Genomic DNA, 23,994 nt, shown 5'->3' on the forward strand with positions numbered 1-23,994 from the left:
GTTGTTTTTATGCAATTAGAACTAGCTAGAGACTAAAGGAAATCTTTTAGCATGGTTTGAATTTATATGAGAGGAGTTACTATAGGCACGTATATAGGAAGTAATTTGTGTTATTATAGCCATATAGTCTGAAATATATTCGATAGAAAAGGTGTAATATGAAGCTTGCTATAAAAGAGTATTGGGAAAATCTTAAAGTAGAATATGAAGCTACATATAATGCGTCTATATTTAGTGATTATGATGTGCTAAAGCAATACGCAGAGCGTTTTAGAACGTATTTAATTACTTTGATGTGTGAGTATTCTAATGATGTGGATGTGGCCTGTACTTTAGCAACTGTTGAACAGGTGTTGAGGGATGAGAAAAATTCAATACAACTATTGGAAGGGTTCCTTGAAGCTTATACTAATGAACTTAGTGATACTGATAAAGCGAGAATTTACACTAATTTGGCTTTTTATTATAACGATGAGGGGAGTATAAAAGAATATGACTATCTATCAGCAGCTGTAAAGTTAGATTCTCCATATATAGAGACTTACAGAGGGCTGGCTTTATATCATTTTTCCTCTTATGCAGATAAGGGTTCAATAGAGGAGTTGAAGAAAAGTTTATGTGCCTTTGAAAAGGGAAGAATAGTATCCAACGATTATGAAATGAACTTTGGCTATGCAGTGTGTTTGTTTGAGCTTAAGAAATATGAGAAAGCAAAGGTCATTTTTGAAGAGTTATTAAAAAGCTATCCCAATAGAATGAGATTACTAGTTTGTATTGTTTATTGTGATGTCTATTTAGGTAATAAAAAGCAAGCCCTCGATCGTTTGAAGCAAATTAAGCTTGGAGGTGATGTAGCATATCATTTAAGTAATGATGAAGTTTTTGAGTTTGATATCATTGACGCCTATTATATATTAGATGAGTATGGCCTATTCTTAGATGAGTGTGAAAAGGCTAAAGAGCACTGTGATTTAAGTGATGGCCCTTATTACTTTGGTCTTTTGATTATGAATCAACATGATATGTTCCATCGTGAAGTGGACAAGCAACGAACAGAAATATTGGCATGCATTGAAAATGCAAAAATGGACGAAGACTTTGATAGCGAAGAAGAAAAGCAGGACTATATCAAAAGCTGGGAAGATGATTTAGAGAATCTAAATTTGTTGGAACATAAAATTAAAGATGAAAACTTTAAACCTACAGTTGAACTAAAACTATGGCCAATATATGGTTGCTATTTAATAGATTGTTTAACTCATAATTTTTAATCTGCTTATTGGTAGATTTATATAAAGATGATTTATATATTTAAACTGATATACAAGTAAGTTTAACAAATTAAAAGCACTACTTTGAATTGCAATTATTCAGAGTAGTGCTTTTGTTATTATTTATCAGCTACAACAAGTTTATATCCATTCAATTGAATGTTACTGCCGGTTGTGTCTTCGTTGCTCAAGGATTTTACATGGCTGTCGCCAGTGAGTATCCAATTGGAGTCTTTGCTGAGTTTCACAGTTACTTCTTTAGCCGTATTGTCTGTGTTTACAGCACCTACAAGGCTAGATCCATTTGTCATGTCAAGAGCGATGGTACTGATTGAATCGGCCATAATATTACCGCTTAGTTCTTGATTAGATGCGCGGAGTGTAAGGTGACCGCCGTTCTCACCAGTTTTTCCCCAACGGGAGTCAGCAGCTGCTTTCACTAGGGTAGATGTGTTCGGCATAGAGATTGCATTGTTAGAAAGGTCTACTTCAGCAATGGTGTTGTTTACATAGAGGAACGCACCTGTAGCGTGAGTTGTGAGTGTGTTATTCTCTGCTTTCAGACGAGCAATACCGCTTTCAGCATCACCAGAGAAGCTTTGATATAGCATGAAGCCATTATCTTTGTAGCCTGTTACATTGGAGTTTGTAAGGGTTATGGAATTTTTACCTTCTACGACGCCAATTTCACTGTTATTCGCTATGCCGTTGACATTGTTTACCATAATATTACCCGTGGAGTAGATAACAGGACTGCCTTCGCCAGATGTGGTGAGTTTGGCTGCTTCTGCGGTGATAGTGCCTTCTCCGCGATCTGTAGCAAGTGTAGCGGAGTGAGCCCCTTCAGTGGTGATAGTTAGGTTTTTGCCATTTACAGTACCTTTGTAAGTAGCATCTAAACCACGAGAGGAATCGCTTTTTGTGTGAATATTAGTATTTTCTACGTTGATAACCGAGCCTTCGCCAGTGGCAAAGACTGCATTAGAGCCTTTAGCGTTAGATGTAATATTGCTACCCTTGATATTGATTTGACTGCCGTCAATGCTGAGAACTACTGCATTTTGACCACGAAAATTGCTGTTATCGTCGTTTGTAGTGTTGCCAGTCTTATCGAAAACACTATTTTCAATATCAATTATCGCTTTATTTTTACCGATGAAAGCATTCTGATCGGCTGTTGTGTTTGTCATCGACTCATGAGCAATGGATTTGTTTTCTGTAACGATAGTTGAGCCTTTGAAAGTATTAGGATCTACTTCGGCTTGTGGTGCCATACCATTAGGACCACCGTTTGGAGATGTGCTTCCTTGTGCGGATGGTACTGTTTTGGTTTGCTCTGTTGTGGTTACAACTGCGATGTTAGTGTTAGACTGAGTTTCTGCTGCTAAGGTTGGAATAACCGCTAATGTCGACAGAGCTGCACCAAGGACCGCAGGTAATATCCAACGACGCAATTTTCTATATGATAAACTATTCTTTTTAGTTTTATGTTGCTTCTTTATAGTTGTTTTATTCATGATTAATATCTCCCAAATTATATACATACATTTTGAAAATACAACAAAATCTAATTGTGTAAAATTTAGAATGATAGAAGTATAATTTCTTACAATGAAAAGGACGTGAAGCATAGAAACAATCTTTTTTATTCCTTTTGAATTATCTTAGGTGGTTTACTTTTTATCGATTTTTTTAGTATAATATACCTCAGTACATATTTTATTTGTACTGATTCTGCCATATATCACAGAAAGGAATTCCGAATTCGTAAAGGCGAATAGCGCAAGTACCCACGAAGGCAGTCGTTAGGGTAGACGAGGTGAAGAGTGATCGAGTCATCAGCGGATGCTCTTCCGGCATATTCATGTCGTAACAGGTATTAAAAAACCCATCGGTAACGATGGGGACAAAGTATATCTGAATGAATTGTATTGAATTAATAATTAATATATTAAATAGAATATTAATCTAGAACATTAATTAGTTAGCCTTAGTTTTTGCTGGGGCTAGAAATACCCCCAGTTATAGGAGGATATACTCATGTGCGGTATCGTAGGATACATTGGCTTTAATCAAGCATCTGATTTCTTGTTGGACGGTATGGCAAAGTTAGAATACCGTGGTTATGACTCTGCAGGTATTGCTGTTATCGGTCCTGAAAATGTTATTAAAATTCAAAAAAAGGTAGGCCGTCTCTCCAATTTAGAGACTATCGTGAAAGCGGATCCTAATGAAGGAACTGTAGGTATCGGACATACTCGTTGGGCTACACATGGTCGTCCATCCGATATGAATGCGCATCCTCATGCATCTGAAGATGGTAAATTTGCCGTTGTACATAACGGTATTATTGAAAACTATATGCCTTTAAAAGAGGAACTCATCGCAAAAGGATATCATTTCAAATCTGAAACGGATACAGAGGTGGTTGCACATTTATTGGAGGACATGTACGATGGCGATTTTGTCGGTACTGTTCGTCGTATGCTGAATCGTGTAGACGGTGCGTATGCTCTCGAAATCATCTGTGCCGATGAACCGGATAAAATCATTTGTACAAAGAAAGAAAACCCTTTGGTTATCGGCCTCGGCAAAGGGGAAAACTTCGTTGCTTCCGATATTCCAGCTATTATTAATTACACACGTGACACATATATTTTAAGCGATGGCGAATTAGCTATCGTAACTCGCGATAATGTATCCGTATTTGACCGTGAAGGAAAAGCTGTTGATAAAGAGGTATTCCATGTTAACTGGAATGCGGAAGCAGCAGAAAAAGGCGGTTATGAACACTTTATGTTGAAAGAAATTCATGATCAACCTAAGGCTGTTCGTGATACATTTGGTACACATATTTCTGAAGACGGTAAGACAGCTATCTTTGATGAGTTGAATTGGACTGCTGAAGATGTGGCAGCTTTCAATAAAATTCTCATCGTTGCATGCGGTACTGCATACCATGCAGGGCTTGTAACAAAACAATATATTGAAAACTTGGCGCGTATTCCAGTTGATGTGGAAATTGCATCTGAATACCGTTACAGCAATCCGTTGACTGATGATAAAACATTATGTATCGTTATCAGCCAATCCGGTGAAACATCCGATACATTGGCGGCCTTGAAGGAAGCTAAACGCCTTGGTGCCAAATCCTTGGCTATTACCAATGTTGTTGGTTCCAGCATTTCTCGTGAAGCGGATAACAAAGTTTACACATGGGCTGGTCCTGAAATTTCCGTAGCATCTACAAAAGCGTACACTACTCAATTAGTAGCAGGCTTGTTGTTCGCTGTATATCTTGGCCAATTAAACGGCAAAATGAATCCAGCTTTAGGCGAAGAAATTCTTAGTGGCGTTAAAAACTTACCATCCTTGATTTATGAAATCTTTGAAGTAGACGAAGATATGAAAGCCTTTGCAAAACATTATGGCTTCAAATCTGATGCGTTCTTCTTGGGTCGTGCTATCGACTACGCAGTAGCGATGGAAGGGGCTTTGAAATTGAAAGAGATTTCTTACATCCACGCTGAAGCATATGCAGGTGGCGAATTGAAACATGGTACATTGGCTCTTATTGAAGAGGGCGTACCTGTTATCGCATTGGCTACACAAGAGGATGTTTATGACAAGATGATCAGCAACATCCGCGAAGTAAAAGCGCGTGAAGCTATCGTAATCGGCATCGGTATGAAAGGTGACGAAGAATTATCTAAACACGTTGACCACACAATCTATGTGCCTCGTGCAAATAAATTCATCGCTCCAATCCTTGCGGTTATACCATTGCAATTATTAGCTTACTACGCAGCGATTACACGCGGCGCAGATGTAGATAAACCACGTAACTTGGCTAAATCTGTAACCGTAGAATAATATATATAACCAACAGTGCTTCGGCACTGTTGGTTTATTTCAATATAGGGAGATTATTATGGCAGTTATATTTTCCGGCATCCAACCAAGTGGGGAATTAACACTTGGTAACTATTTGGGGGCTTTACGTAATTTCTTAGACTATCAAGATACTGATGAATGTTATTATTGCATCGTTAACCAACATGCGATCACTGTACCGCAAGATCCGAAAGAGTTATTCCAAAATACTCGTAATTTGGCTGCATTATACCTCGCTGTTGGCCTCGATCCTAAAAAGGTAACATTATTTGTGCAATCCGAAGTGCCTGAGCATGTTAAACTGGGTTGGGTTATGCAATCTATTAGCTATGTTGGCGAATTAGAGCGTATGACACAGTACAAAGATAAGTCTCAAAAGCAAGGTGACTCTATTCCTACAGCGTTGCTTACGTATCCACCATTGATGGTGGCAGATATTCTGCTATATGGCACGAATTATGTTCCTGTAGGTGAAGACCAAAAGCAACACCTTGAGTTGACTCGTAATTTAGCAGAGCGTTTTAACCGTAGATTCGGTGAAACTTTCGTAGTACCTGATATCAAGGTCGGAGAAGGTGGTGCTCGTGTTATGAGCTTACAAGAGCCAACTAAGAAAATGAGTAAATCTGATGATAACCAAAATGCTACAATTCGTCTTTTGGATGCACCAGATTTAATCGTGAAAAAGTTGAAACGAGCTCAAACTGATTCTGACAATGCGGTTCGCTATGATAAAGAAAATAAACCTGGCATCTCTAACTTGATGGGAATATACCGTGCCATTACGAAAGACAGCTACGAAGCTATCGAAGAAATGTACGCTGGCAAAGGTTACGGTGTATTTAAATCCGATATTGCTGATCTATTAGTAGCAACTCTTGAACCAATTCAACAACGTTACAATGAATTGATTACAAGCCCTGAATTGGATGTAATCCTCGATGAAGGGGCTGCTAAGGCGCATGCTAAAGCAAGTGCAATGTACTGTAAGGTAGAGCAAGCTATGGGCTTGTGCCGTAAATAAAATCATATAGTAGACTTTCAATTTGTGAGGTAAACCATGACGAAACAAGAGGCGATGGAACGCTTTTCATCAGGTGCCGTACAACAGAGCTTAGAAATACATCGCGGTATACAGTGGACCGGTCGCATCATCGGTCTAGTTGTGTGTGCGTTGATCGTAAAATATATGCCCTCAGACTGGGCGGAACGTGTATGGTATTATCTGTTGCTGCTCGTGATATTATGGACCCTTCATAGATTAGGTGAAAGTCAAGCTTTTATCTGTGAAAAGGGCCTCGTGTTAAAACGTAGGCCTTTTTCTGTGAAAGAATACTTTCACAGTTTATTCTATGGGGATGAATATTTCGTCTTTGTTGATTATGAGCATATTATCGGATTCACTGAGGAATGGCGCGAGTTGCAAGCGATGAATGGTCATGGTGGAATCTATGTGATACCACTTGATTTGTATCAGGTGGCGTACAAGGATAAAATGGCGATGATTGAGGCCATCCATAAACATACGCAGTCATAAAGTACGAGTATGGAGCGTTATATAATATAGGCATACAGAAATATAAATATAGGACTACAGAAACATAAAGCAAATGAATCTAGAATCATAAACTATATATGTGGAGAATCTGTAAGAAAAAAACTCAAAAATTCATCAAATTAATTATTTACAACTTTAATGAACTAAAGTATAATACAATCATCGGATACAGAATGTAAATCTGTACAAAGTATATTAGTAAGTAGTAAATAGGCGAAAAGCGCCGTGGAGGATAGTTATGAATTGGAAAAAGATGATGGCCGTTGGCCTTGCAGCCGTATCTATGATGGCATTTGTAACAGGTTGTGGTGGTGACGCTAAAAAAGCTAATACAGAATTGCCTAAGAAAGTCGTTATCGGTTTAGATGATAGTTTCCCTCCAATGGGCTTTAAAGATGAAAAAGGCGAAATTGTTGGCTTTGATATCGACATGGCTAAAGAAGCAGCTAAACGTGCTGGCATGGATGTAGAGTTCAAAGCTATTGACTGGTCCAGTAAAGAAGCGGAACTAAAATCTAAAAAAATTGATGCTTTGTGGAATGGCTTAACAGTTTCTCCTGAGCGCGAGAAAAATATTTTGTTCTCTAACACATATATGAAGGATAAACAATACGTCATTGTTCGTAATGACGATGACTCCATTAAAGGTAAAGCCGATTTAGCTGGTAAGGTAGTAGGCGTGCAACAAGCTAGTACTGGTGAAACAGCATTGCAAAACGACCCAAGCGGTAAGACTGTTAAGGAGACAAAATCCTATGCGGATTTTGTAAGTGCATTTATGGATCTTGGTATTGGTCGTGTTGATGCGGTTATTGCTGACGGTGTAATCGCTCGTTATCTTATGACAAAAGAACCTGGTAAATACAAAATTGTAGAAGGTACTGACTACGGTGTTGATAATTTCGCTGTTGGTTTCCGTAAAGATGATACTGCTTTGCGTGACAAAATTAATGGTATCTTAGCTGAAATGAAAAAAGACGGTACTGCTGATAAAATTGCTGAAAAATGGTTAGGCTCAGGCGCAGACTTAGATAAGAGCGATGCTAAATAGTACAATTCGTGATATACTAATAGTATTATGGTCAGTAGGTACAACTGATAATTAAAGAACGAAATGTACACTAGAGAAGCGGCCAGATGGCCCTTCTCTAGTCGTGTTTTGAAGGAGTCTTTCATGTTAGATTATTTATTGCAGATTATCCCAACCATCGCTGATGGTTTAAAGGTAACCGTATCGCTATTCTGTATTGTATGGATTTTATCTATTCCTGGTGGCATTTTAATGGCTATGTTACGTCTATCTAAATTGCCTTTAGTAGATAAGCTTGTCGATGCTTTCGTGTACTTAATGCGTGGCACACCGTTGATGTTACAAATTTTATTCGTCTATTATGCCTTGCCAATCATTACAGACGGTGCCATTCAGATGGATGATGCGACGGCAGCAGTTCTTACCTTCGTCTTAAACTACGCAGCTTATTTATGTGAGATTTTCCGTGGGGGTATTCAATCTATCTCTCGAGGTCAGTACGAAGGGGCGAAGGTTCTTGGTTTTACCTATGCACAAACTATGCGTAAGATCATCTTGCCACAAATGTTTAAACGTGTATTGCCTCCTCTTGCGAATGAGACGATTAACTTATTGAAAGATACATCTCTCGTGTATGTATTGGCGATGAATGATATCTTGCGTATTACAAAATCTATCGTACAACGTGATTTTGATATTTCTGCATTCCTCGTGGCAGCATTATTCTACTTGATTTTTACCTTTATTTTGACGAATATCTTCAGCTACTTAGAACGAAGATTTGCTGTATACGAAGATTAATCTAATTCTATGGTAGTTTGTCGTATGTAATGGTGTAGCTAGTTTTATAGGTGGGATAGCTTTATTTGATGTCTATAGATGCGATTTCGTAGATGAGATATCTTTACTTGAGACGCTAATTATATACTTAATATGACGATGTAAGAGGTACTTATGACATTTGTAAATATGGAGCGTATTGAAAAACGCTTTAATAATCAAACCGTATTGCGCGATGTGTCGCTCAAAATGAATAGAGGAGAAATCGTTTCTATTATCGGGCCTTCTGGTTCTGGTAAATCTACATTTTTACGCTGCTTGGGTCAGTTAGAAACGATTGATGGAGGCTCTATTACCGTTGATGGTACGATTCTTGCTAGTACTGAAAATGGGGTTGTAAAATACGCTTCTCCTCAAACTCAGCATGAATTATTGCTCCGCATGGGTATGGTATTCCAATCTTTCAATTTGTTCCCGCATATGACGGTATTAGATAATATTATGATTGCTCCACGTATGGTAAAAGGTATGAAAGATGACGAAATCTCACCGATTGCAGAGCAATTACTCAATAAAGTAGGATTATGGGAAAAACGAGATATGTATCCATCTCGCTTGTCTGGCGGTCAGCAACAGCGTGTAGCTATTGCCCGTGCGCTAGCGATGAATCCAGAAATCATGCTTTTTGATGAACCCACATCTGCTCTTGATCCTGAGCTTACTGGTGAGGTTCTTAAGACAATCAAACAATTGGCGGACGATCACATGACGATGATTATCGTAACTCATGAAATGAACTTTGCTCGTGAAGTATCGGATTGTGTTATCTTTATGGCTGATGGTGTTATTCAAGAAAAAGGAACACCAGAACAAATTTTTAGTCATCCGCAGAACGAAAGAACGAAAGCGTTCTTGGATAATATGTTATAGGAGGTTCTATGAAGTTACGTTTATTTGCGGCAACCTTAGCTGTCATGGCTTTGGGAACGACTTCTATTATGGCGGAAGGTTTACAGAAGACGCCTGATACACCTTTATCTATTGTGGAATCTCAGAAGGATTCCGCATCTATTTTGCCAGAACAATACAAATCCTATGCTACTAAGATGAACACGGTGGTGAAGGATTACAAAAATGGTTATATGTTCTCGATTCCTTGGCGTGTAGCTGATGGCGTTATGTTAGATATGGATGTGCGTAGTGAAAGCGAACATATTCAAGGGTATTCCTTCAATTTAGCGGGCCCTAAGCAAGAGGATTCCTATACAGTATCTTTTACTAAGCGCAATAATACACCACAAGAAGGAATATCTCAAAAAGAATGGAATACGACTTGGTATGGTGTACCTATTAAGGGCATGTCTAATGAGGAGTATTTAAATATCTGGCGCCAACATAGCAATAACTTTGAGCATAATGATATTGTTGGTGGGTTCTTTGCTAAGAAAGGTGCAGTTTCCGCACGCTGGGATAAGAGTACACCAAAATCTTATGCAGATATGACATCTACAGAGCCGGTTCAGTCTGTATTTGAAGCAGAATTTATCATGGAGAAAGATCCAACTCATCGGTACAATTTGTCTAGTACGTATGCACCTGTTCGTGCAGAGTTTATGGAGCTAGGTTTGATGGAGAATACAATTCCATCCTTTGAATTGATCAATAAGCGCGGTTCTAATGCTATTAAAGGGGTAAAAAAAATATTAACCGGCACAAGCGATATCAGTGTTGCAGAAGGTATCAAATTTACCTATCCAAAAGGTTTCACCCGTCTTAATGAAAAAGGTAAGATTGCTTTCACTAAACATAATGTACGCCTTGACATTGAGTCCTTTACAATTCCAGTACAAGCTGTTAGTTCCGGCATGCCAACTATGATGGCTAAGCAGATGCTTGGTGATTATTATCTTAAACAATTGGTTGATATGAACAAGGCCACGATTACTCGTTATGAAACGCATATCATTGACGGTAATGTGATGTTCTATTTGGCGGGCCATATGAAAAATCCAAATATATCTGATACATCTGTAGCGGAACCAGTATCCTTTGGCGCAACAATTATTCTTGGCAATGAAGGTAATGTAGCAGTAGCTCGAATGATTGGTCCATCCACTAGCAATCTTGCTACTCAGGAACTTATAGATATATTAGATGGTTTTAAATTGACTACTACACTTAATACAAATCAATCGTCTCAGGTTCTTTAATATACGCATAATATTCTTTTATTTGTATAATTCTGTACGATTTGTGCTATAATGTAATAAATCCTCAGAAAAAAGAGGAGTTTTCCTTGATGGTCTAGAATATATTAGTATAGGCTAAATAGGCTAAACGATATTTGATCATATCCCCTTTGAGGGATTAGGAATAGGAGGGGTTATTATGGTTACCTACAAAACTATTGTCGTACCTACTGATGGTTCTGAAAATGCTAAACGTGCGTTGGAACATGCTCTCGCTGTAGCGGATCGCAACCAAGCTGAATTGATTGTTGTTCACGTTGCAAATATTGTGTCTGCTATTTCCAATTTTGATCAAACACCAATTTCTGGTGGATATGTATCTGAGCAAATTGCTGAGGATATGGAAGAAACTGGTAAGGAAATTCTTAATGATGTAGTGAAAGAAATTCCTGCAGGCGTAAAAGTTAAAAGCGTATTTGAAGTTGGCTCCCCTGGACCTGCACTACTTGCAGTGGCAAAAAAATATAATGCTGATCTCATCGTAATGGGTAGCCGTGGTCTTGGCCCTTTGAAAGGCTTATTCATGGGTAGCGTAAGTAGCTATGTAACTAGCCACTCTACTTGCCCTGTATTAATCATTAAATAATTTATATCTTATATTTTATATAGATATGATAAAAAAAGAGACTTTGGTTTCTCAAAGTCTCTTTTTTATGTTAAAAATGATATAATGTCTATATGTATGCCATACATATTGGTGTTATACGTTAAGACGTATCGATTAGTGACATAGAAGAGCTACAAAAAAGAATGGATAGGATTAAAAAAGGGGGATTATATGACCGACAAACAAGAATCATTGCTGAAGCTAGCAGAACTGTTTAAAATCTTGGGTGATCCTACACGCCTTAAAATAGTAGAGCTATTACTAGAAAATGAAATGTGTGTTAATCACATTGCAGAAACCATGGAGATGGGACAATCTGCTATTTCTCATCAATTGCGTGTATTGCGCCAAGCGCGCCTTGTTACATATCGTAAAGATGGGAAAACAGCATACTATTCTCTAAACGATGATCATGTTGAATGCTTAGTTCGCATGGGGATGGAACACGTAGCTCATCAATAATTACATTTTGGTATCATGAACACATTTCGTCCTATTTAGGAGGAAATGTGTTTTTATATTTAATCTGAGTTGTATCTGATTATGGAGAAGTATATAAAGTGAATCTGTTAATGAAAAATATAGGAATATTAGTGGTATTTTTAGCTACTGTATTCCTATCAACAAAATCTATATGGGCAAAACTAATTTATTTAGATTCACTGAGCCCCTTGAATGTTCTTGTGTGTAGGGCTGTTTTATCATTACCTTTTTTTCTTATACCAATGATTCGTTTTGATTGGAATAGCGTGAATAAAAGTAAGGTTTTTAAATACTCATTTTTTGGAGCTATTCTTTATTTATCTTCATCTATAGCTGACTTTATAGGATTATTATATATATCTGCCTCATTAGAACGTGCCGTTCTATTTACATTTCCAATTTACGTTTTTCTGTTATCTTCAGATTTATCACGCATTACATTTTCAAAAGTAGTTCTAATTGTATCTACTGTGCTAGGCTTAGCAATTATGTTTAATCCTACCGTTGATAACCACCTTATAGATACTTTAATAGGTATTTCACTAGTTTTACTTTCTGCCATTTTTTGGGCGTTGTTTATTATTTATAGTAAGAGGGCTGTTTCGAATATTAGTCCTACTATTTTTACTAGTACTTATATGTGTATAACTACAGTACTTTTACTTTTTGGATTTATAAGTGATAGCAAAAATTTTACTACTTTTTTAACGCTTCAAACTCATACTATGATTTATTTAGTATTTTTGGCCATTTTTTGTTCTATCATTCCTTCATACTTGATGTCTTTTGGTCTTAAAAGAATTAATGCATCTCTTGCAGCAGTTATTAGTGCAATGGGACCAATAGTTACTTTAGCTTTAGATGTAGTTATTCTTAATCATAATTTAGCCTTGAATGAAATTATTGGTGCTATAATTGTTACAGCTTGTGTAACTTGTTTAACAAGGCTAAATGCTAAGGCATAAAAAATCACTCATAGTCATATGGCTATGAGTGATTTTTTATAACTATGATTTTTTATTTTAATATAATGGGAATAAATAATAGGCTATAGTAATAAACAGTGGCATAGTTATAGCGGATAAAATGGTAGTTCCCATTACGATTTGTGTAGCATATTCTGGATTATTCTTCATTTCAATAGCAATAAGAGACATATTGATAGCGGTAGGTACGCTGTAGGTTATGATGATAGTTTGCGCTGCTATTGGATGCATAGGGCCGTAGAACATTATAAATAGTATGGTAATACCAGCGGCTATAAGTGGGCTCACAATGAGTCGTAAGATCGTTGCGAGCATGACATCCATCTTGAAAAAGTTTAGAGGTGTTCTATTAATTTGAACACCCAAGGCAATCATAGCGACGCCAACGAAGGCATTGGCAAATATATTGAGTGGTGCAAAGAAGAAGAGCCCGTGTAAATCGAAAGGGAGTAGGTGGCAAAGTAGCGCCAGAGGGATAGCATATACCATGGGCATGTGAAATACGACCTTTAGTGCATCCCGAGGGGTTAATCGTCCTGCTCCCGCTTGGTAGAAACCGTAGGTATTACTGCTAATAGTTTGTATGATCATGATAGATACAACACTCACTAAACCTAGATTAGCATAGGGGGTAGCACCATCGATGACGTATGGAATGTTAGTAAATACAAAGATAGCAAGGGCGACACCCATATTCCCAACGTTATTAAACATAACGCAGTTTTTTAAGGTTGCGATCTTAGCCACATCATATCCTTGCATCTTACCTACCACATTTGAAAGGATGGAGTTTAGTATGAGTACACAGAGCGCACAGAATACAATCTCCAAAGTACCTGAGTTAAGTTTAGCTTCATACATCGCTCGAAATATAAAGGTAGGTAACAATATATAAAAGTTTAGTTTACTCAGCGTATATAGATCGAGTTTAAATTTTCTATCTAATATAAATCCCACGCCTATAAGTACTAAGATAGGGACCATAGAATTCATAAAAATATGGCCTACTAATTCGAATAGATTCATCATCTCACCTAGAGTTTTTCTTTAATATATTAGTTAATATATAAGGCATAGTTTTAGTTTATCGTATAACTATATGTAGTAAATATACAGTTGTTTTATATAAGCTATAAGTGAATAAGTTTTCTAAAATATTTTTATCCTTTATAGTATTATCATACCATAGTATCTATTGTTTGGGGCTTAAAAATTTATTGATTATGATTACTTATCATAATCATCAGAAATATCTATTTAGAATGTGATTTTAGTATACGATTTCAACCATCGATTTTTAGTATAATATGTATATATTGTATATTTCAGTTTGTTAGTACGCGAAGTATCTCTAGGTATTACCATGGCGTTTACAGTATGGCGTTTTAAGGGATGCACAGGAGGAATTATGAAACGAATTTTATTAGTATTAATGAGCGTTTTCATGCTTGCTTTTTTAGTAGGTTGTGGTAATGATGCAAGTAAACCAACTGAGTCAGCTAAACCAAGCACATCTGAAAAGATTACTGTACAAGCTGCAGCAAGCCTTAAAGGTGCTCTTACAGAATTGGCTGATGCTTACAAAAAAAGCCATAACTTAGCGGATGATCAAATCGCTATTAACTTCGCTGGTTCTGGTACATTACGTCAACAAATCGAACAAGGTGCACCAGCTAGTTTATTTATTTCTGCTGACGAGAAAAATATGAAAATGTTACAAGAAAAAGATTTGGTAACTGATGTAAAGCCATTCGTAACTAATGAACTCGTTCTCGTAGTTCCAAAAGGTCAACCTAAGGTTGAGCTAAATCAAATCGCTACAGTAAAGCGTATCGTATTGGGCAATCCTGAAACAGTACCAGCTGGTAACTATGGTAAACAAGTATTAACAAAACTAGGCGTTTGGGAACAGGTAGAACCTAATGTAGTATACGCTAAAGATGTAAAAGCTGTAACAGCTTCCATTAGCCAAGGTGCTGGAGATGCTGGTTTCATCTATAAAACTGATGCTATCTCAGCGGGCGATGCAGTTGAAATCTCTGCAGTAACACCGGCTGATTCCCATGATCCAGTTATCTATCCAATTGGTATTATTAAAAAATATGACAACGCATTGGCAAAAGACTTCTACCAATACGTAATGAGCCCAGAAGGCCAAAAAGTATTAGAAAAATACGGTTTCTCTACTTCTAAATAAGAGTAAAGCGCTAGCCTTCAGGGCTAGCGTTTTCTTATGATACAATAGAGATATTATTGATATTACTAATCTTATGATTGCTCACTGTATGCTTTTTTTTACTCATTTGTAGTGATGAGTGCTTAATAATCTAACATATGATATGATTTTGGGCATATAATTTGTTTGAAAAGTATTTTTGAATTAATGGATATAGCACATACTTTAGAGTTGTTGTGTATAGAAAGGGGGCGTGACATGAGTCCATTATGGCTGTCGCTATGGGTGGCAAGTATAGCTCTTATTATAGTTATTTTAAGTGGCTTAGCGACTTGTTACTGGATGAACCGTTGCAAGTGGGGTGGTATTGCTATTCTTGATGTACTTATTACCTTGCCACTTGTACTGCCTCCGGTAGTTGTTGGTTTTGCGTTACTTATGGTATTTACTCCAGGTTATGCGTTTGGTGCTTGGCTTGAAGCTCATGGTATGAGTGTTGTTTTTGCTGCATCCGGTGCCGTGATAGCCTCCTCTGTAATTGCATTTCCGCTGTTTTATCAAACGGTGCGTTCAGCATTGCAATCCGTCGATCATAATATGGAGGACGTAGCGCGTACATTAGGTGCTTCAGAGTTACGTATCTTTTTTACTATCTCCGTACCACTCGCTTGGAAAGGCATTTTGACGGGCAGTATCTTAGCCTTCTGTCGTGCTATGGGCGAGTTCGGTGCTACCATTTTGATTGCAGGCAATATTCCAAAGGTAACGCGCACCATGCCACTTGCTATCTACTCTTACGTAGAGGCAGGGCAGTACATGGATGCTTTTGAATTAGTTATCTATATTTGTGTGCTCACATTGGCATTGTTGAGTGGGATTCACCTCATCACAAAGGGGTCCTTGTTCCGTCACATTGATAAAAATTAGGAGGTCCGATGATTACATTTTCCTTTACCGTAGCTAGACCTTCTATGACTGTGAAAGCCGATGGGGTACTTCCTTCTGGTATTACCGTTTTGACAGGTCAATCCGGCAGTGGTAAAAGTACTTTCATTAAATGCATTGCAGGACTTGTAAAACCCACTACAGGTAGTATTCACTGTAATGAAACAACGTGGGTGGATCGAGATAATAAGATTTGGGTTCCCGCTCAAAAACGTCAGGTAGGCTATATGCCACAAGGCAATATCGTATTCCCGCATTTGTCTGTGGAATATAATATTACCTATAGCAAACGAGGCACACCTGACATGTGTAATAGTCTATTGCAGCGTTTAGGCCTTGAGAAATACCGAAAAACGAAGGCTGGCAACCTGTCTGGTGGCGAACAGCAACGAGTTGCTTTGGGGCGTGCGCTCTACTCTAAACCGACTATCTTGCTTCTCGATGAGCCTTTATCTGCTTTAGATTGGAACTTGCGAAAGCATGTGCGCGAAGATTTGGTGTCCATTATTCGCGAGTGGGATGTACCTTGTGTATGGGTAACTCATGATGAAAGCGAAGCCGAAATGGTTGGAGATCGGCACTGGACCTGTGAAGAAGGCCAAATTCAAATATCTAAATAACAATAATGTAAATAAAAGAATCTAAATAACAAAACCCCTTCATACGAGTTATTGCTCCTAAAGGGGTTTTATTGTTTATATAGCAGTTCCTATTTAGTTAGTCTCCTATCTTGGATGCTTGTTGTATATATCCTATTATGGTTGTTTAACTTCTGTAGAGACCTTTACTGCTTTACTTACGAAACCAATGATAGTAGTTATGATAAAGGCCATTGTAAAGGCTGGTAATGTAGCACCTACGGTGCTTTCACTGTGTAACATATAGTGATATAAACCGACCGATACAGCCCAAATTGTGCCGCGTACTAAAAAAGCCGATAGAGTTTGCACTTGTTGACGATTCATAAAGTAGTCCGCTAGCAAGATGGCAATCATTGGGGTAAAGACAGATCCGATGAGGTATAAGAAGTCTGTAATATCGTCCATCGGATACAAGATAGCTGCAATAGTGCCAACGATGGTAACAATAACTGCAATGCCCTTACTAGATGCACTATTATAGATTGTGGTGCTAGAAACACCTGCAGAGTAAGCGTCCATAAAGGTTGTAGTGACAGTAGAGAAGATAATTACGAGGAGCCCTGCTAGGCCAAGGCCTGCATTCATCATAATGGTAATAATAGAGTCTCCACCACCAAAGATGGCCGCACTAAGACCTAAGGTATACATGACGATACTCGTTACCGTGTAGATTGTAGCACTTGTAAGTGATGCGGTGAAAGGATGTTTACTTTCACGGGTATAATCACTGATGAGAGGAAGCCAAGATAAGGGCATAGCTATTGATAGCTCAAGGGCTGTTATAAAGCTCATATTGCCGTTAGTCATGAAGCTACTGTCACTAGGCCATTTAGAAATCATGTGAACTCCCATGTAGAGTGTGAGGCCTAGTAATAAAACAGATACGATGGCTTGAATATAGCCTGTATTGTGGAGGCCGATGAAGAGCCACAAAATGACGAGGGCCCCGATGGCAATGGCCCAAATCATAGGTGATAGAGGTGCCAGTGTTTGTAAGACTAACATGGCATCGTAAATCATGATGCTGGTCCAACCGATGAGCTGGAGCATATTTAAAAAGGCAAAGCCCTTTGCTCCTAATGGTCCAAAGCTAAAAGCGGTAGTATTCATACTACCTTGCCGGAGCCGACCACCGATGAGACCGGCCCCAAAGAGTAGTATGCCGCCGATAATATGACCTAAGATGATGGCATAGAGACCTTGTGTAAGTCCTAAGGGAGCCAGATAGGTACCGGTCATAATTTCCGCAATCGATAAAGCGGCACCGAACCATATCATGGCAAATTGTGGTTGCGTGATGTGTGTATCTTTCATACGTCCTCCTTGCCAGGAAGCCATAGAAAAAGCCGAGCTCACAGGAACTCGGCCATTAATCCTCTATGTTCCCTACGTTGGCATTATCCAAATCAGGTTATGGGTTAAAGCTTTAGCTTACTCTCAGCCCACTTGTGTGAGCACCCCATTATGGCTTCATTATACGAGGTGCTACGGGAACCGTCAATTATTTTGTTGCATAGATTGTATAATAATGTTATAACTAGATTATAAAAATATATTGCCACTAGGGGTGCTTTTGCTGAGATTGACCATTCAAAACCCTAGACCTGATCCAGATAATACTGGCGTAGGGAAGTGGAATGAAACATGATACCAAACTATTACGAGACCATTCCATTTGAGGTGGTCTCATTTTTATTTACTTGGAGGTATTATGAAAAAAATGATTATTGCTAGCATATGTGTGGCCTTAGGTGTCGTCTTATCGACTACGTCGATTCCTATTGGCCCTGCTCGTATTTTTCCATTTCAACATATGATAAATGTAATCTTGGCCGTTGTAGTAGGGGCGAGAGTCTCTGTAGGCGCTGCCTTTAGCACTTCTTGCTTACGTAATGTACTAGCGCTAGGTTCTCCCTTAGCCTTTCCAGGCAGTATGATTGGCGCTTGGTTATCTGCGTACTTATATAAAAAATACAACGCCATCTGGGCAGCGGCTCTAGGCGAAATCATTGGCACTGGACTTATTGGTGCTCTTGTAAGCTATCCAATTGCTCATTTCCTACTAGGCAAACCATTGGCATTATTGACCTTGATTACATCCTTTTCCATGAGCTCCATTGCAGGTGCTTGCATTGGCTTCGTAGTATTACAAATCTTATCTCGACGTAATCTGTTACACAAGGAGGCATAATGAAACTACATACTGCATTAACAATTGCCGGTACTGACCCTAGTGGTGGCGCTGGCATTATGGCTGATTTAAAATCCTTCCAAAGTCGAAATGTATACGGCATGGCCGTTGTTACTTCTGTGGTGGCTCAAAATACAACGGGTGTACATCACGTAGAACACCTATCGCTAGAAAGCATAGAAAAACAGTTACACGATGTATATTCAGATATTGCACCACAAGCCGTTAAGACGGGCATGATTGCTTTACCAGAGATGATGGATCTCATTTATCCTTATGTGAGTAAGAACATCCCTTATGTGATGGATCCAGTTATGATTGCCACCAGCGGTGATCGACTTGTATCGGGTGAGGCTGTCGATTTCTTAAAATCTAAACTCATTCCGGTCGCCACAGTCATTACACCTAATCGTAGCGAGGCAGAGGTGTTAGCGGACATGGCTATCTCTTGTAAAAGTGACATTACAACAGCTGCTAACCGTATTTTACGTGAATTAGGACCTCAAGTGGTCATCATTAAAGGTGGGCATATTGGAGATGATGCAACGGATTATGCTTTCACCAAAGATGGAGATATGCATACGTGGACAAGTCCTAAATATGATACTGTTCATACTCACGGTACGGGTTGTACCTTCTCGGCGGTTATTACGGCAGAGCTCGCGAAAGGGCGTGATGTAATGGATGCCATAGGTATTGCAAAGAACTATATTGCATTGGCTATTAAGCATAATCCAGTGCTTGGAAATGGCTGCGGACCTGTTAATCACATGGCTTATGGTTTATTGACAAATGGTCCTCAAACGATGGATGAATTCTTGAAAAATGAGTAGAGGAGATAGTTATATGACCTATGAAAATCCATATATAAATAGCTCAACTTGGACCGAACTGAATATATTAGAGACTCTACGCAAAAGAAGTCCGCTTATTATTTGCATTACAAATGATGTAGTGCGAACCTTTACGGCTAACGGTTTACTAGCCATCGGAGCATCGCCCGTGATGAGTGAGTGTAGCGAAGACTTAAAAGATATTATCGTTCATGCTTCTGCACTACTCATTAATATTGGGACCGTTACACCAGATAAGGTAACTTATTACAAAGAGACTGTTAAGTTAGCGAAGGCTCATGAGGTACCCATTGTGCTAGATCCTGTGGGCTGTCATGCTGGGGCGTATCGATTATCTGTAGTTTTAGACTTGATTAAAACTGATGCTATTTCGTTGCTACGAGGGAACCAAAGTGAAATCAAAGCAATCTATGATGCTCTTAATACAAATCATAAGATTGATAGGTCTCTCTCTGGTAAGGTCGTAGATGGTGAACAAGTTGAGGATAGCGCAATCATTACGTATCGTTTGGCACGCCTTATTAATTGTCCTGTTGTCGCAACGGGGGAAGAGGACTATGTTTCTGACGGAACCCGTGTATTTGCAGTTCCTCATGGTCATCCAATCATGACAGCCGTAACTGGAACCGGTTGTTTATTAGGTGCTGTGTTAGCTGCATTTTTTAGTATCTATTATCCATTCATGTATAACATGTCTATAGGTGAGTTCCTTGCGTATGCACTGGCTTACTATGGTCTAGCTGGTGAAAGTGCGGTTAAGGCGAGCGGCGTAAAACCTGGTAGTTTTAGTGTGGCATTTCTGGATGCCTTATATCAATTCGATGATGCGATGATTTTATCTGAAAACCGAATACGGCCCGTAGTTGTGCCCAATCAATTAAAGGTATATTTTATTAGTGGTACGCAAGATGTAGGTTTTAATGAAAGCCATTTACTGGACATTGTTGAAGCCGCTTGTCGAGGTGGTGTGACCTGCTTTCAATTTAGAGAGAAGGGCATAGGAACATTAGAAGGACAACAAAAATTAGAATTAGCTCAGCAGTTAAAAGAAATCTGTGCCATGTATAATGTGCTTTATATTATTAACGATGATGTAGACTTAGCAGTGGCTGTTAACGCTGATGGTGTTCACGTAGGACAAGAGGATATGCGTTTAGAAGACGTTCGTAATCTTGTAGGGAATAAGGTTGTTGGTATATCCATTCATTCTGTGGAGGAACTTCATAAGACCAATGTAGTTTATGCGGATTGTGTTGGTGTAGGCCCTATGTATACTACAAGTAGCAAACCTGATGCTCAATTGCCGTGCGGACCTGAGCGCATTGCTGAGTTACAAGCAGAAGGTTTAACATTACCATGCGTTGGTATCGGGGGTATTACCTTAAATAACGCAAAGTCTGTTTTGGAAGCAGGTGCTAGTGGAGTAGCCGTAATATCTGCTATTGCTCATGCAGATAATCCATATGAAGCAGCACAACAATTTAAAAATTTAGTAGATAAAATAAAAATATAGCAAAAGAATGCAAAAAAAGACGATGACAAATGTCATCGTCTTTTTGTTAAGGAAGTTGTCAGTACTTACTGTAAGTTTAGATTGTACTTACAGGTATAGTTTTATTAAAATCTGTACTTACAGGTTATTAATCTAGTTAGTGTCGTACTTACAGATTAGATGGATTCAACGAAACGGTGGAAGAAAGCTTGTGGGTGTGCACATACAGGGCAAATTTTTGGAGCCTCTTCACCAACATGTACGTAACCGCAGTTAGCACAGATCCAAGCTACTGGTTCGTCATTGTGGAATACTTTGTTACCGGATACTTGAGCTGCTAATGCAAGGTAACGAGCTTCATGACGAGCTTCGATTTTACCAACTTCGCGCATTTGGAAAGCGATTTTAGCAAAGCCTTCTTTTTCAGCTTCGTCAGCGAATTCTTTGTACATTGTAGTATGTTCGTAGTTTTCACCAGCTGCTGCATCGCGAAGGTTAGCTTCGATATCAGCGGAAATATCGCCACCATGAAGAGCTTTGAACCACAATTTAGCATGTGCGGATTCGTTGTGAGCTGTTTCTTCGAAATAGTCAGCGATTTCGTTCATGCCAGCTTTACGAGCTGCACTAGCGTAGAATGTATATTTTTGGAATGCTTGGGATTCGCCAGCAAATGCTGCTTGAAGATTTTTTTCAGTATTAGAACCTTTTAATTCTGCCATTATAATACTCCTTTGTACTTACGATAATTTTCAAAATTGTTACTTAACATATATATTCATAACCACTTGGTTGTGAATGCAATGGAATAGAATACTTATTCTATAATTTCGAGGGCGACTTCGCCTTAGTTAAGAAAACTTATTCTTAGATTAAATAGACACTTGCCTAACTCTTAAAATAGTACTTACTTATTTGTGTGTTTCGGCACTTGCCGTCCTAACAGTTTTATACACAATGTGTTATCCGTATACTTAACGAATAATCATTGTTGACTATATTGTAACATACTAAATGAGAAATGCAAGTCTTTTTATAAAATTTATTTCGAAAATTTTCTAAATGATAAATATTATCAATGCAGTAAAAATGCGGATTTATAAAGAATGAATAGTATGGGGTTTATAAAAAATCCCTGTTTTGATATTGAGAATGATAACTAAATGAAAAATCATTATTGTTTAGTTATTAATGTTGATTTCGTTGTATGCACTAATATTTCCCCATAAAATATAATGATTAAGTGCAAAATTTCTGTGACCTTTTGGCGGTTATAAAATAATAATTCTCTTGATTTATGCTTTAATTATAAGAACAGCAGATATATTAAAATTGCACATTATATATTTAGGGTGAAAATTTTATGGTTATATATAATAGAGGATTGAACTATAGAATTAGGGTATATTTATAGAAGTAACTATTTTATGTATAATAAATATATAAATACTGACAGAAGTTAAAGGAGGCGCTATGGCATTTGTTAGATATTACGTAGGCGATGTAGTGAAGATGAAAAAATCACATCCTTGCGGCAGTGACGAGTGGGAAGTTAAACGTATTGGCACGGACTTTCTCGTCGTATGTAATGGTTGTGGTCATCAACTCTTGATGCCGCGCCCTAAATTTGAAAAGGCAGTTAAGAAAATCGTATCTCGATTGCCGGAAAATGAGTAAGGAGGGCTTATGGTACGACTTACCGATTATGTGACAAGTGGAGGCTGTGCGTGTAAGATTGGGCCTCATATATTGAACCGTGTGCTGAAAGCTGTAACACCCGTTACTAACGAGCATGTTCTCGCAGATATGACTGGTGCCGATGATGCTGGAGTATATCAAATCTCTGATACCTTTGCATTGGTGCAAACCTTAGATTTCTTTACTCCTATGGTTAATGATCCTGTTTTATTTGGTAAAATTGCAGCTGCCAATGCATTAAGCGATGTATATGCTATGGGTGGCACCCCTTTAACGGCGATGAATATCGTAGGCTTTCCGGTTCCTCTCGTCGAGCAAGGTGTTTTGACGGATGTGTTAAATGGGGCTGGTTCGATTGTAGCCGAGTCTGGTGCAGCTATCGTAGGTGGACATAGCATTGAAAATAAGGAACCTATTTTTGGGATGTCTGTGACAGGACAAGTGAATCCCAATCAGATTTGGAAAAATAAAGGTGCTCAAGTAGGGGATGTGATAGTATTAACAAAGCGTATCGGTACAGGTATTATGAATAATGCTCTGAAAGCAGGTTTATTTCCTGTAGGTACGGAACAGGCTGTTACTAGTATGAGTACTTTAAATCGTGCAGCGGCCGAGGTGGCACATAACTTTACAGTTCATGCTTGTACAGATGTTACGGGTTTTAGCCTCATGGGACACTCCGTTGAAATGGCAAGTGCTTCTGATGTAACGATTCATATTAAAGTTTACGATATCCCTCTTTTTGATGATGTCATCGAGGCGGCTCAAATGGGCTTAATTCCAGCTGCATCTTATGGTAATCGCAAGGCTATAACTGAAGTACAAGTTGATGAGGACTTGAATCCTGTATGGACGGATATTGTATTTGATCCTCAAACCTCTGGCGGGTTACTATTTTCTGTTCCTGCTAGCGAAGGTGAGACACTTGTCGAGGCCTTTTATGAGGCGGGTATTGACTGTGCTGCTATTGTGGGCACTGTTGAAAGCTTCAGCGGTCTTGCCGTACGAGTAACAAAATAAACTTATAAAAGATAAGTACTGTATAGTATTGATTTAGCTATTTAAATAAAATATTATTAGCTGATAGCTGATAGCTGATAGCTGATAGCTGATAGCTGATAGCTGATAGCTGATAGCTG

At 38.5% G+C, this 23,994-nt stretch carries 23 protein-coding genes and 2 riboswitches; of the genes, 19 read left to right on the top strand and 4 right to left on the bottom strand.

Annotated features, from left to right (window positions below; translation table 11 throughout):
• Positions 1–158 precede the first annotated feature (158 nt).
• Complete coding sequence (locus tag Q7O55_RS02860) at positions 159–1,271, top strand: tetratricopeptide repeat protein (protein WP_303928152.1); 1,113 nt, start codon at positions 159–161, stop codon at positions 1,269–1,271.
• A 119-nt stretch (positions 1,272–1,390) separates the two neighbouring features.
• Here Q7O55_RS02860 and Q7O55_RS02865 read toward each other — a convergent pair whose 3' ends face one another.
• A complete protein-coding gene (locus Q7O55_RS02865) occupies positions 1,391–2,788 on the bottom strand; it encodes a hypothetical protein (RefSeq protein ID WP_303928153.1) in 1,398 nt (465 codons plus the stop codon).
• Positions 2,789–3,311: 523 nt separating this feature from the next.
• Between Q7O55_RS02865 and glmS the strand changes: the two genes are divergently transcribed.
• The 10 genes from glmS (at position 3,312) to Q7O55_RS02915 (ending at position 12,837) form a co-directional block, all read left to right on the top strand.
• Positions 3,312–5,144, top strand: a complete 1,833-nt coding sequence (gene glmS, locus Q7O55_RS02870; protein ID WP_303928155.1) for a glutamine--fructose-6-phosphate transaminase (isomerizing) — start codon at positions 3,312–3,314, stop codon at positions 5,142–5,144.
• A 58-nt stretch (positions 5,145–5,202) separates the two neighbouring features.
• Entirely contained in the window at positions 5,203–6,189 is a 987-nt protein-coding gene (gene trpS, locus Q7O55_RS02875) for a tryptophan--tRNA ligase (protein WP_303928157.1), read from the top strand.
• 36 nt (positions 6,190–6,225) lie between these two features.
• Entirely contained in the window at positions 6,226–6,702 is a 477-nt protein-coding gene (locus tag Q7O55_RS02880; RefSeq protein WP_303928159.1) for a hypothetical protein, read from the top strand.
• A gap of 259 nt (positions 6,703–6,961) precedes the next feature.
• Positions 6,962–7,774, top strand: a complete 813-nt coding sequence (locus Q7O55_RS02885; RefSeq protein WP_303928161.1) for an amino acid ABC transporter substrate-binding protein — start codon at positions 6,962–6,964, stop codon at positions 7,772–7,774.
• Between the two features lie 123 nt (positions 7,775–7,897).
• Positions 7,898–8,554: an amino acid ABC transporter permease gene (locus tag Q7O55_RS02890; protein WP_227037746.1), complete on the top strand. Its 657-nt coding sequence runs from the start codon at positions 7,898–7,900 to the stop codon at positions 8,552–8,554.
• A 153-nt stretch (positions 8,555–8,707) separates the two neighbouring features.
• Positions 8,708–9,463, top strand: a complete 756-nt coding sequence (locus tag Q7O55_RS02895) for an amino acid ABC transporter ATP-binding protein (protein ID WP_303928163.1) — start codon at positions 8,708–8,710, stop codon at positions 9,461–9,463.
• 8 nt (positions 9,464–9,471) lie between these two features.
• Positions 9,472–10,743 carry a hypothetical protein gene (locus Q7O55_RS02900; RefSeq protein WP_303928164.1) on the top strand — a complete coding sequence of 424 codons (1,272 nt, stop codon included), beginning with the start codon at positions 9,472–9,474 and terminating at the stop codon, positions 10,741–10,743.
• 178 nt (positions 10,744–10,921) lie between these two features.
• A complete protein-coding gene (locus Q7O55_RS02905; RefSeq protein WP_004693853.1) occupies positions 10,922–11,368 on the top strand; it encodes a universal stress protein in 447 nt (148 codons plus the stop codon).
• A 192-nt stretch (positions 11,369–11,560) separates the two neighbouring features.
• A complete protein-coding gene (locus tag Q7O55_RS02910) occupies positions 11,561–11,851 on the top strand; it encodes a metalloregulator ArsR/SmtB family transcription factor (RefSeq protein ID WP_004693850.1) in 291 nt (96 codons plus the stop codon).
• A 263-nt stretch (positions 11,852–12,114) separates the two neighbouring features.
• On the top strand, positions 12,115–12,837 hold the full coding sequence (locus Q7O55_RS02915; protein ID WP_303928167.1) for a DMT family transporter: 723 nt from the start codon (positions 12,115–12,117) through the stop codon (positions 12,835–12,837).
• Positions 12,838–12,894: 57 nt separating this feature from the next.
• Here Q7O55_RS02915 and Q7O55_RS02920 read toward each other — a convergent pair whose 3' ends face one another.
• The gene (locus Q7O55_RS02920; protein WP_303928168.1) at positions 12,895–13,884 is read right to left on the bottom strand and encodes an AEC family transporter; all 990 of its coding nucleotides are present in this window, start codon (positions 13,882–13,884) and stop codon (positions 12,895–12,897) included.
• A 382-nt stretch (positions 13,885–14,266) separates the two neighbouring features.
• Between Q7O55_RS02920 and modA the strand changes: the two genes are divergently transcribed.
• The 3 genes from modA (at position 14,267) to Q7O55_RS02935 (ending at position 16,599) form a co-directional block, all read left to right on the top strand.
• On the top strand, positions 14,267–15,055 hold the full coding sequence (gene modA, locus Q7O55_RS02925) for a molybdate ABC transporter substrate-binding protein (protein ID WP_303928169.1): 789 nt from the start codon (positions 14,267–14,269) through the stop codon (positions 15,053–15,055).
• A 237-nt stretch (positions 15,056–15,292) separates the two neighbouring features.
• The gene (modB, locus tag Q7O55_RS02930) at positions 15,293–15,961 is read left to right on the top strand and encodes a molybdate ABC transporter permease subunit (RefSeq protein WP_303928170.1); all 669 of its coding nucleotides are present in this window, start codon (positions 15,293–15,295) and stop codon (positions 15,959–15,961) included.
• Between the two features lie 8 nt (positions 15,962–15,969).
• Positions 15,970–16,599 (top strand): ATP-binding cassette domain-containing protein, encoded by a 630-nt coding sequence (locus tag Q7O55_RS02935; protein ID WP_303928172.1) that lies wholly within the window; start codon positions 15,970–15,972, stop codon positions 16,597–16,599.
• A 135-nt stretch (positions 16,600–16,734) separates the two neighbouring features.
• On the opposite strand, the gene cytX is transcribed toward Q7O55_RS02935, so the two are convergent.
• On the bottom strand, positions 16,735–17,934 hold the full coding sequence (gene cytX / locus Q7O55_RS02940; protein ID WP_303928174.1) for a putative hydroxymethylpyrimidine transporter CytX: 1,200 nt from the start codon (positions 17,932–17,934) through the stop codon (positions 16,735–16,737).
• A gap of 52 nt (positions 17,935–17,986) precedes the next feature.
• Positions 17,987–18,092, bottom strand: a riboswitch (TPP riboswitch).
• Between the two features lie 81 nt (positions 18,093–18,173).
• A riboswitch (TPP riboswitch) is annotated at positions 18,174–18,268 on the top strand.
• 63 nt (positions 18,269–18,331) lie between these two features.
• On the opposite strand from cytX, the gene thiW reads away from it, so the two are divergent.
• From thiW to thiM, 3 genes are read left to right on the top strand one after another with little or no spacing between them, the layout of a single operon-like run.
• Positions 18,332–18,811, top strand: coding sequence for an energy coupling factor transporter S component ThiW (gene thiW, locus Q7O55_RS02945; protein ID WP_303928176.1), 480 nt, complete (start codon positions 18,332–18,334; stop codon positions 18,809–18,811).
• The gene (thiD, locus tag Q7O55_RS02950) at positions 18,811–19,644 is read left to right on the top strand and encodes a bifunctional hydroxymethylpyrimidine kinase/phosphomethylpyrimidine kinase (protein WP_303928178.1); all 834 of its coding nucleotides are present in this window, start codon (positions 18,811–18,813) and stop codon (positions 19,642–19,644) included. The genes thiW and thiD overlap by 1 nt, the downstream gene beginning before the upstream one ends.
• A 13-nt stretch (positions 19,645–19,657) precedes the next feature.
• Positions 19,658–21,178, top strand: coding sequence for a hydroxyethylthiazole kinase (thiM, locus tag Q7O55_RS02955; protein WP_303928179.1), 1,521 nt, complete (start codon positions 19,658–19,660; stop codon positions 21,176–21,178).
• 155 nt (positions 21,179–21,333) lie between these two features.
• On the opposite strand, the gene rbr is transcribed toward thiM, so the two are convergent.
• The gene (gene rbr / locus Q7O55_RS02960; protein WP_008602900.1) at positions 21,334–21,879 is read right to left on the bottom strand and encodes a rubrerythrin; all 546 of its coding nucleotides are present in this window, start codon (positions 21,877–21,879) and stop codon (positions 21,334–21,336) included.
• Positions 21,880–22,630: 751 nt separating this feature from the next.
• On the opposite strand from rbr, the gene Q7O55_RS02965 reads away from it, so the two are divergent.
• Positions 22,631–22,834, top strand: coding sequence for a DUF951 domain-containing protein (locus tag Q7O55_RS02965; protein ID WP_295817514.1), 204 nt, complete (start codon positions 22,631–22,633; stop codon positions 22,832–22,834).
• A 9-nt stretch (positions 22,835–22,843) separates the two neighbouring features.
• A complete protein-coding gene (gene selD, locus Q7O55_RS02970; RefSeq protein ID WP_303928181.1) occupies positions 22,844–23,875 on the top strand; it encodes a selenide, water dikinase SelD in 1,032 nt (343 codons plus the stop codon).
• Positions 23,876–23,994: the final 119 nt, after the last annotated feature.

Source organism: Veillonella parvula (assembly GCF_945949885.1).
Taxonomy (GTDB): Bacteria; Bacillota; Negativicutes; order Veillonellales; family Veillonellaceae; genus Veillonella; species Veillonella parvula_B.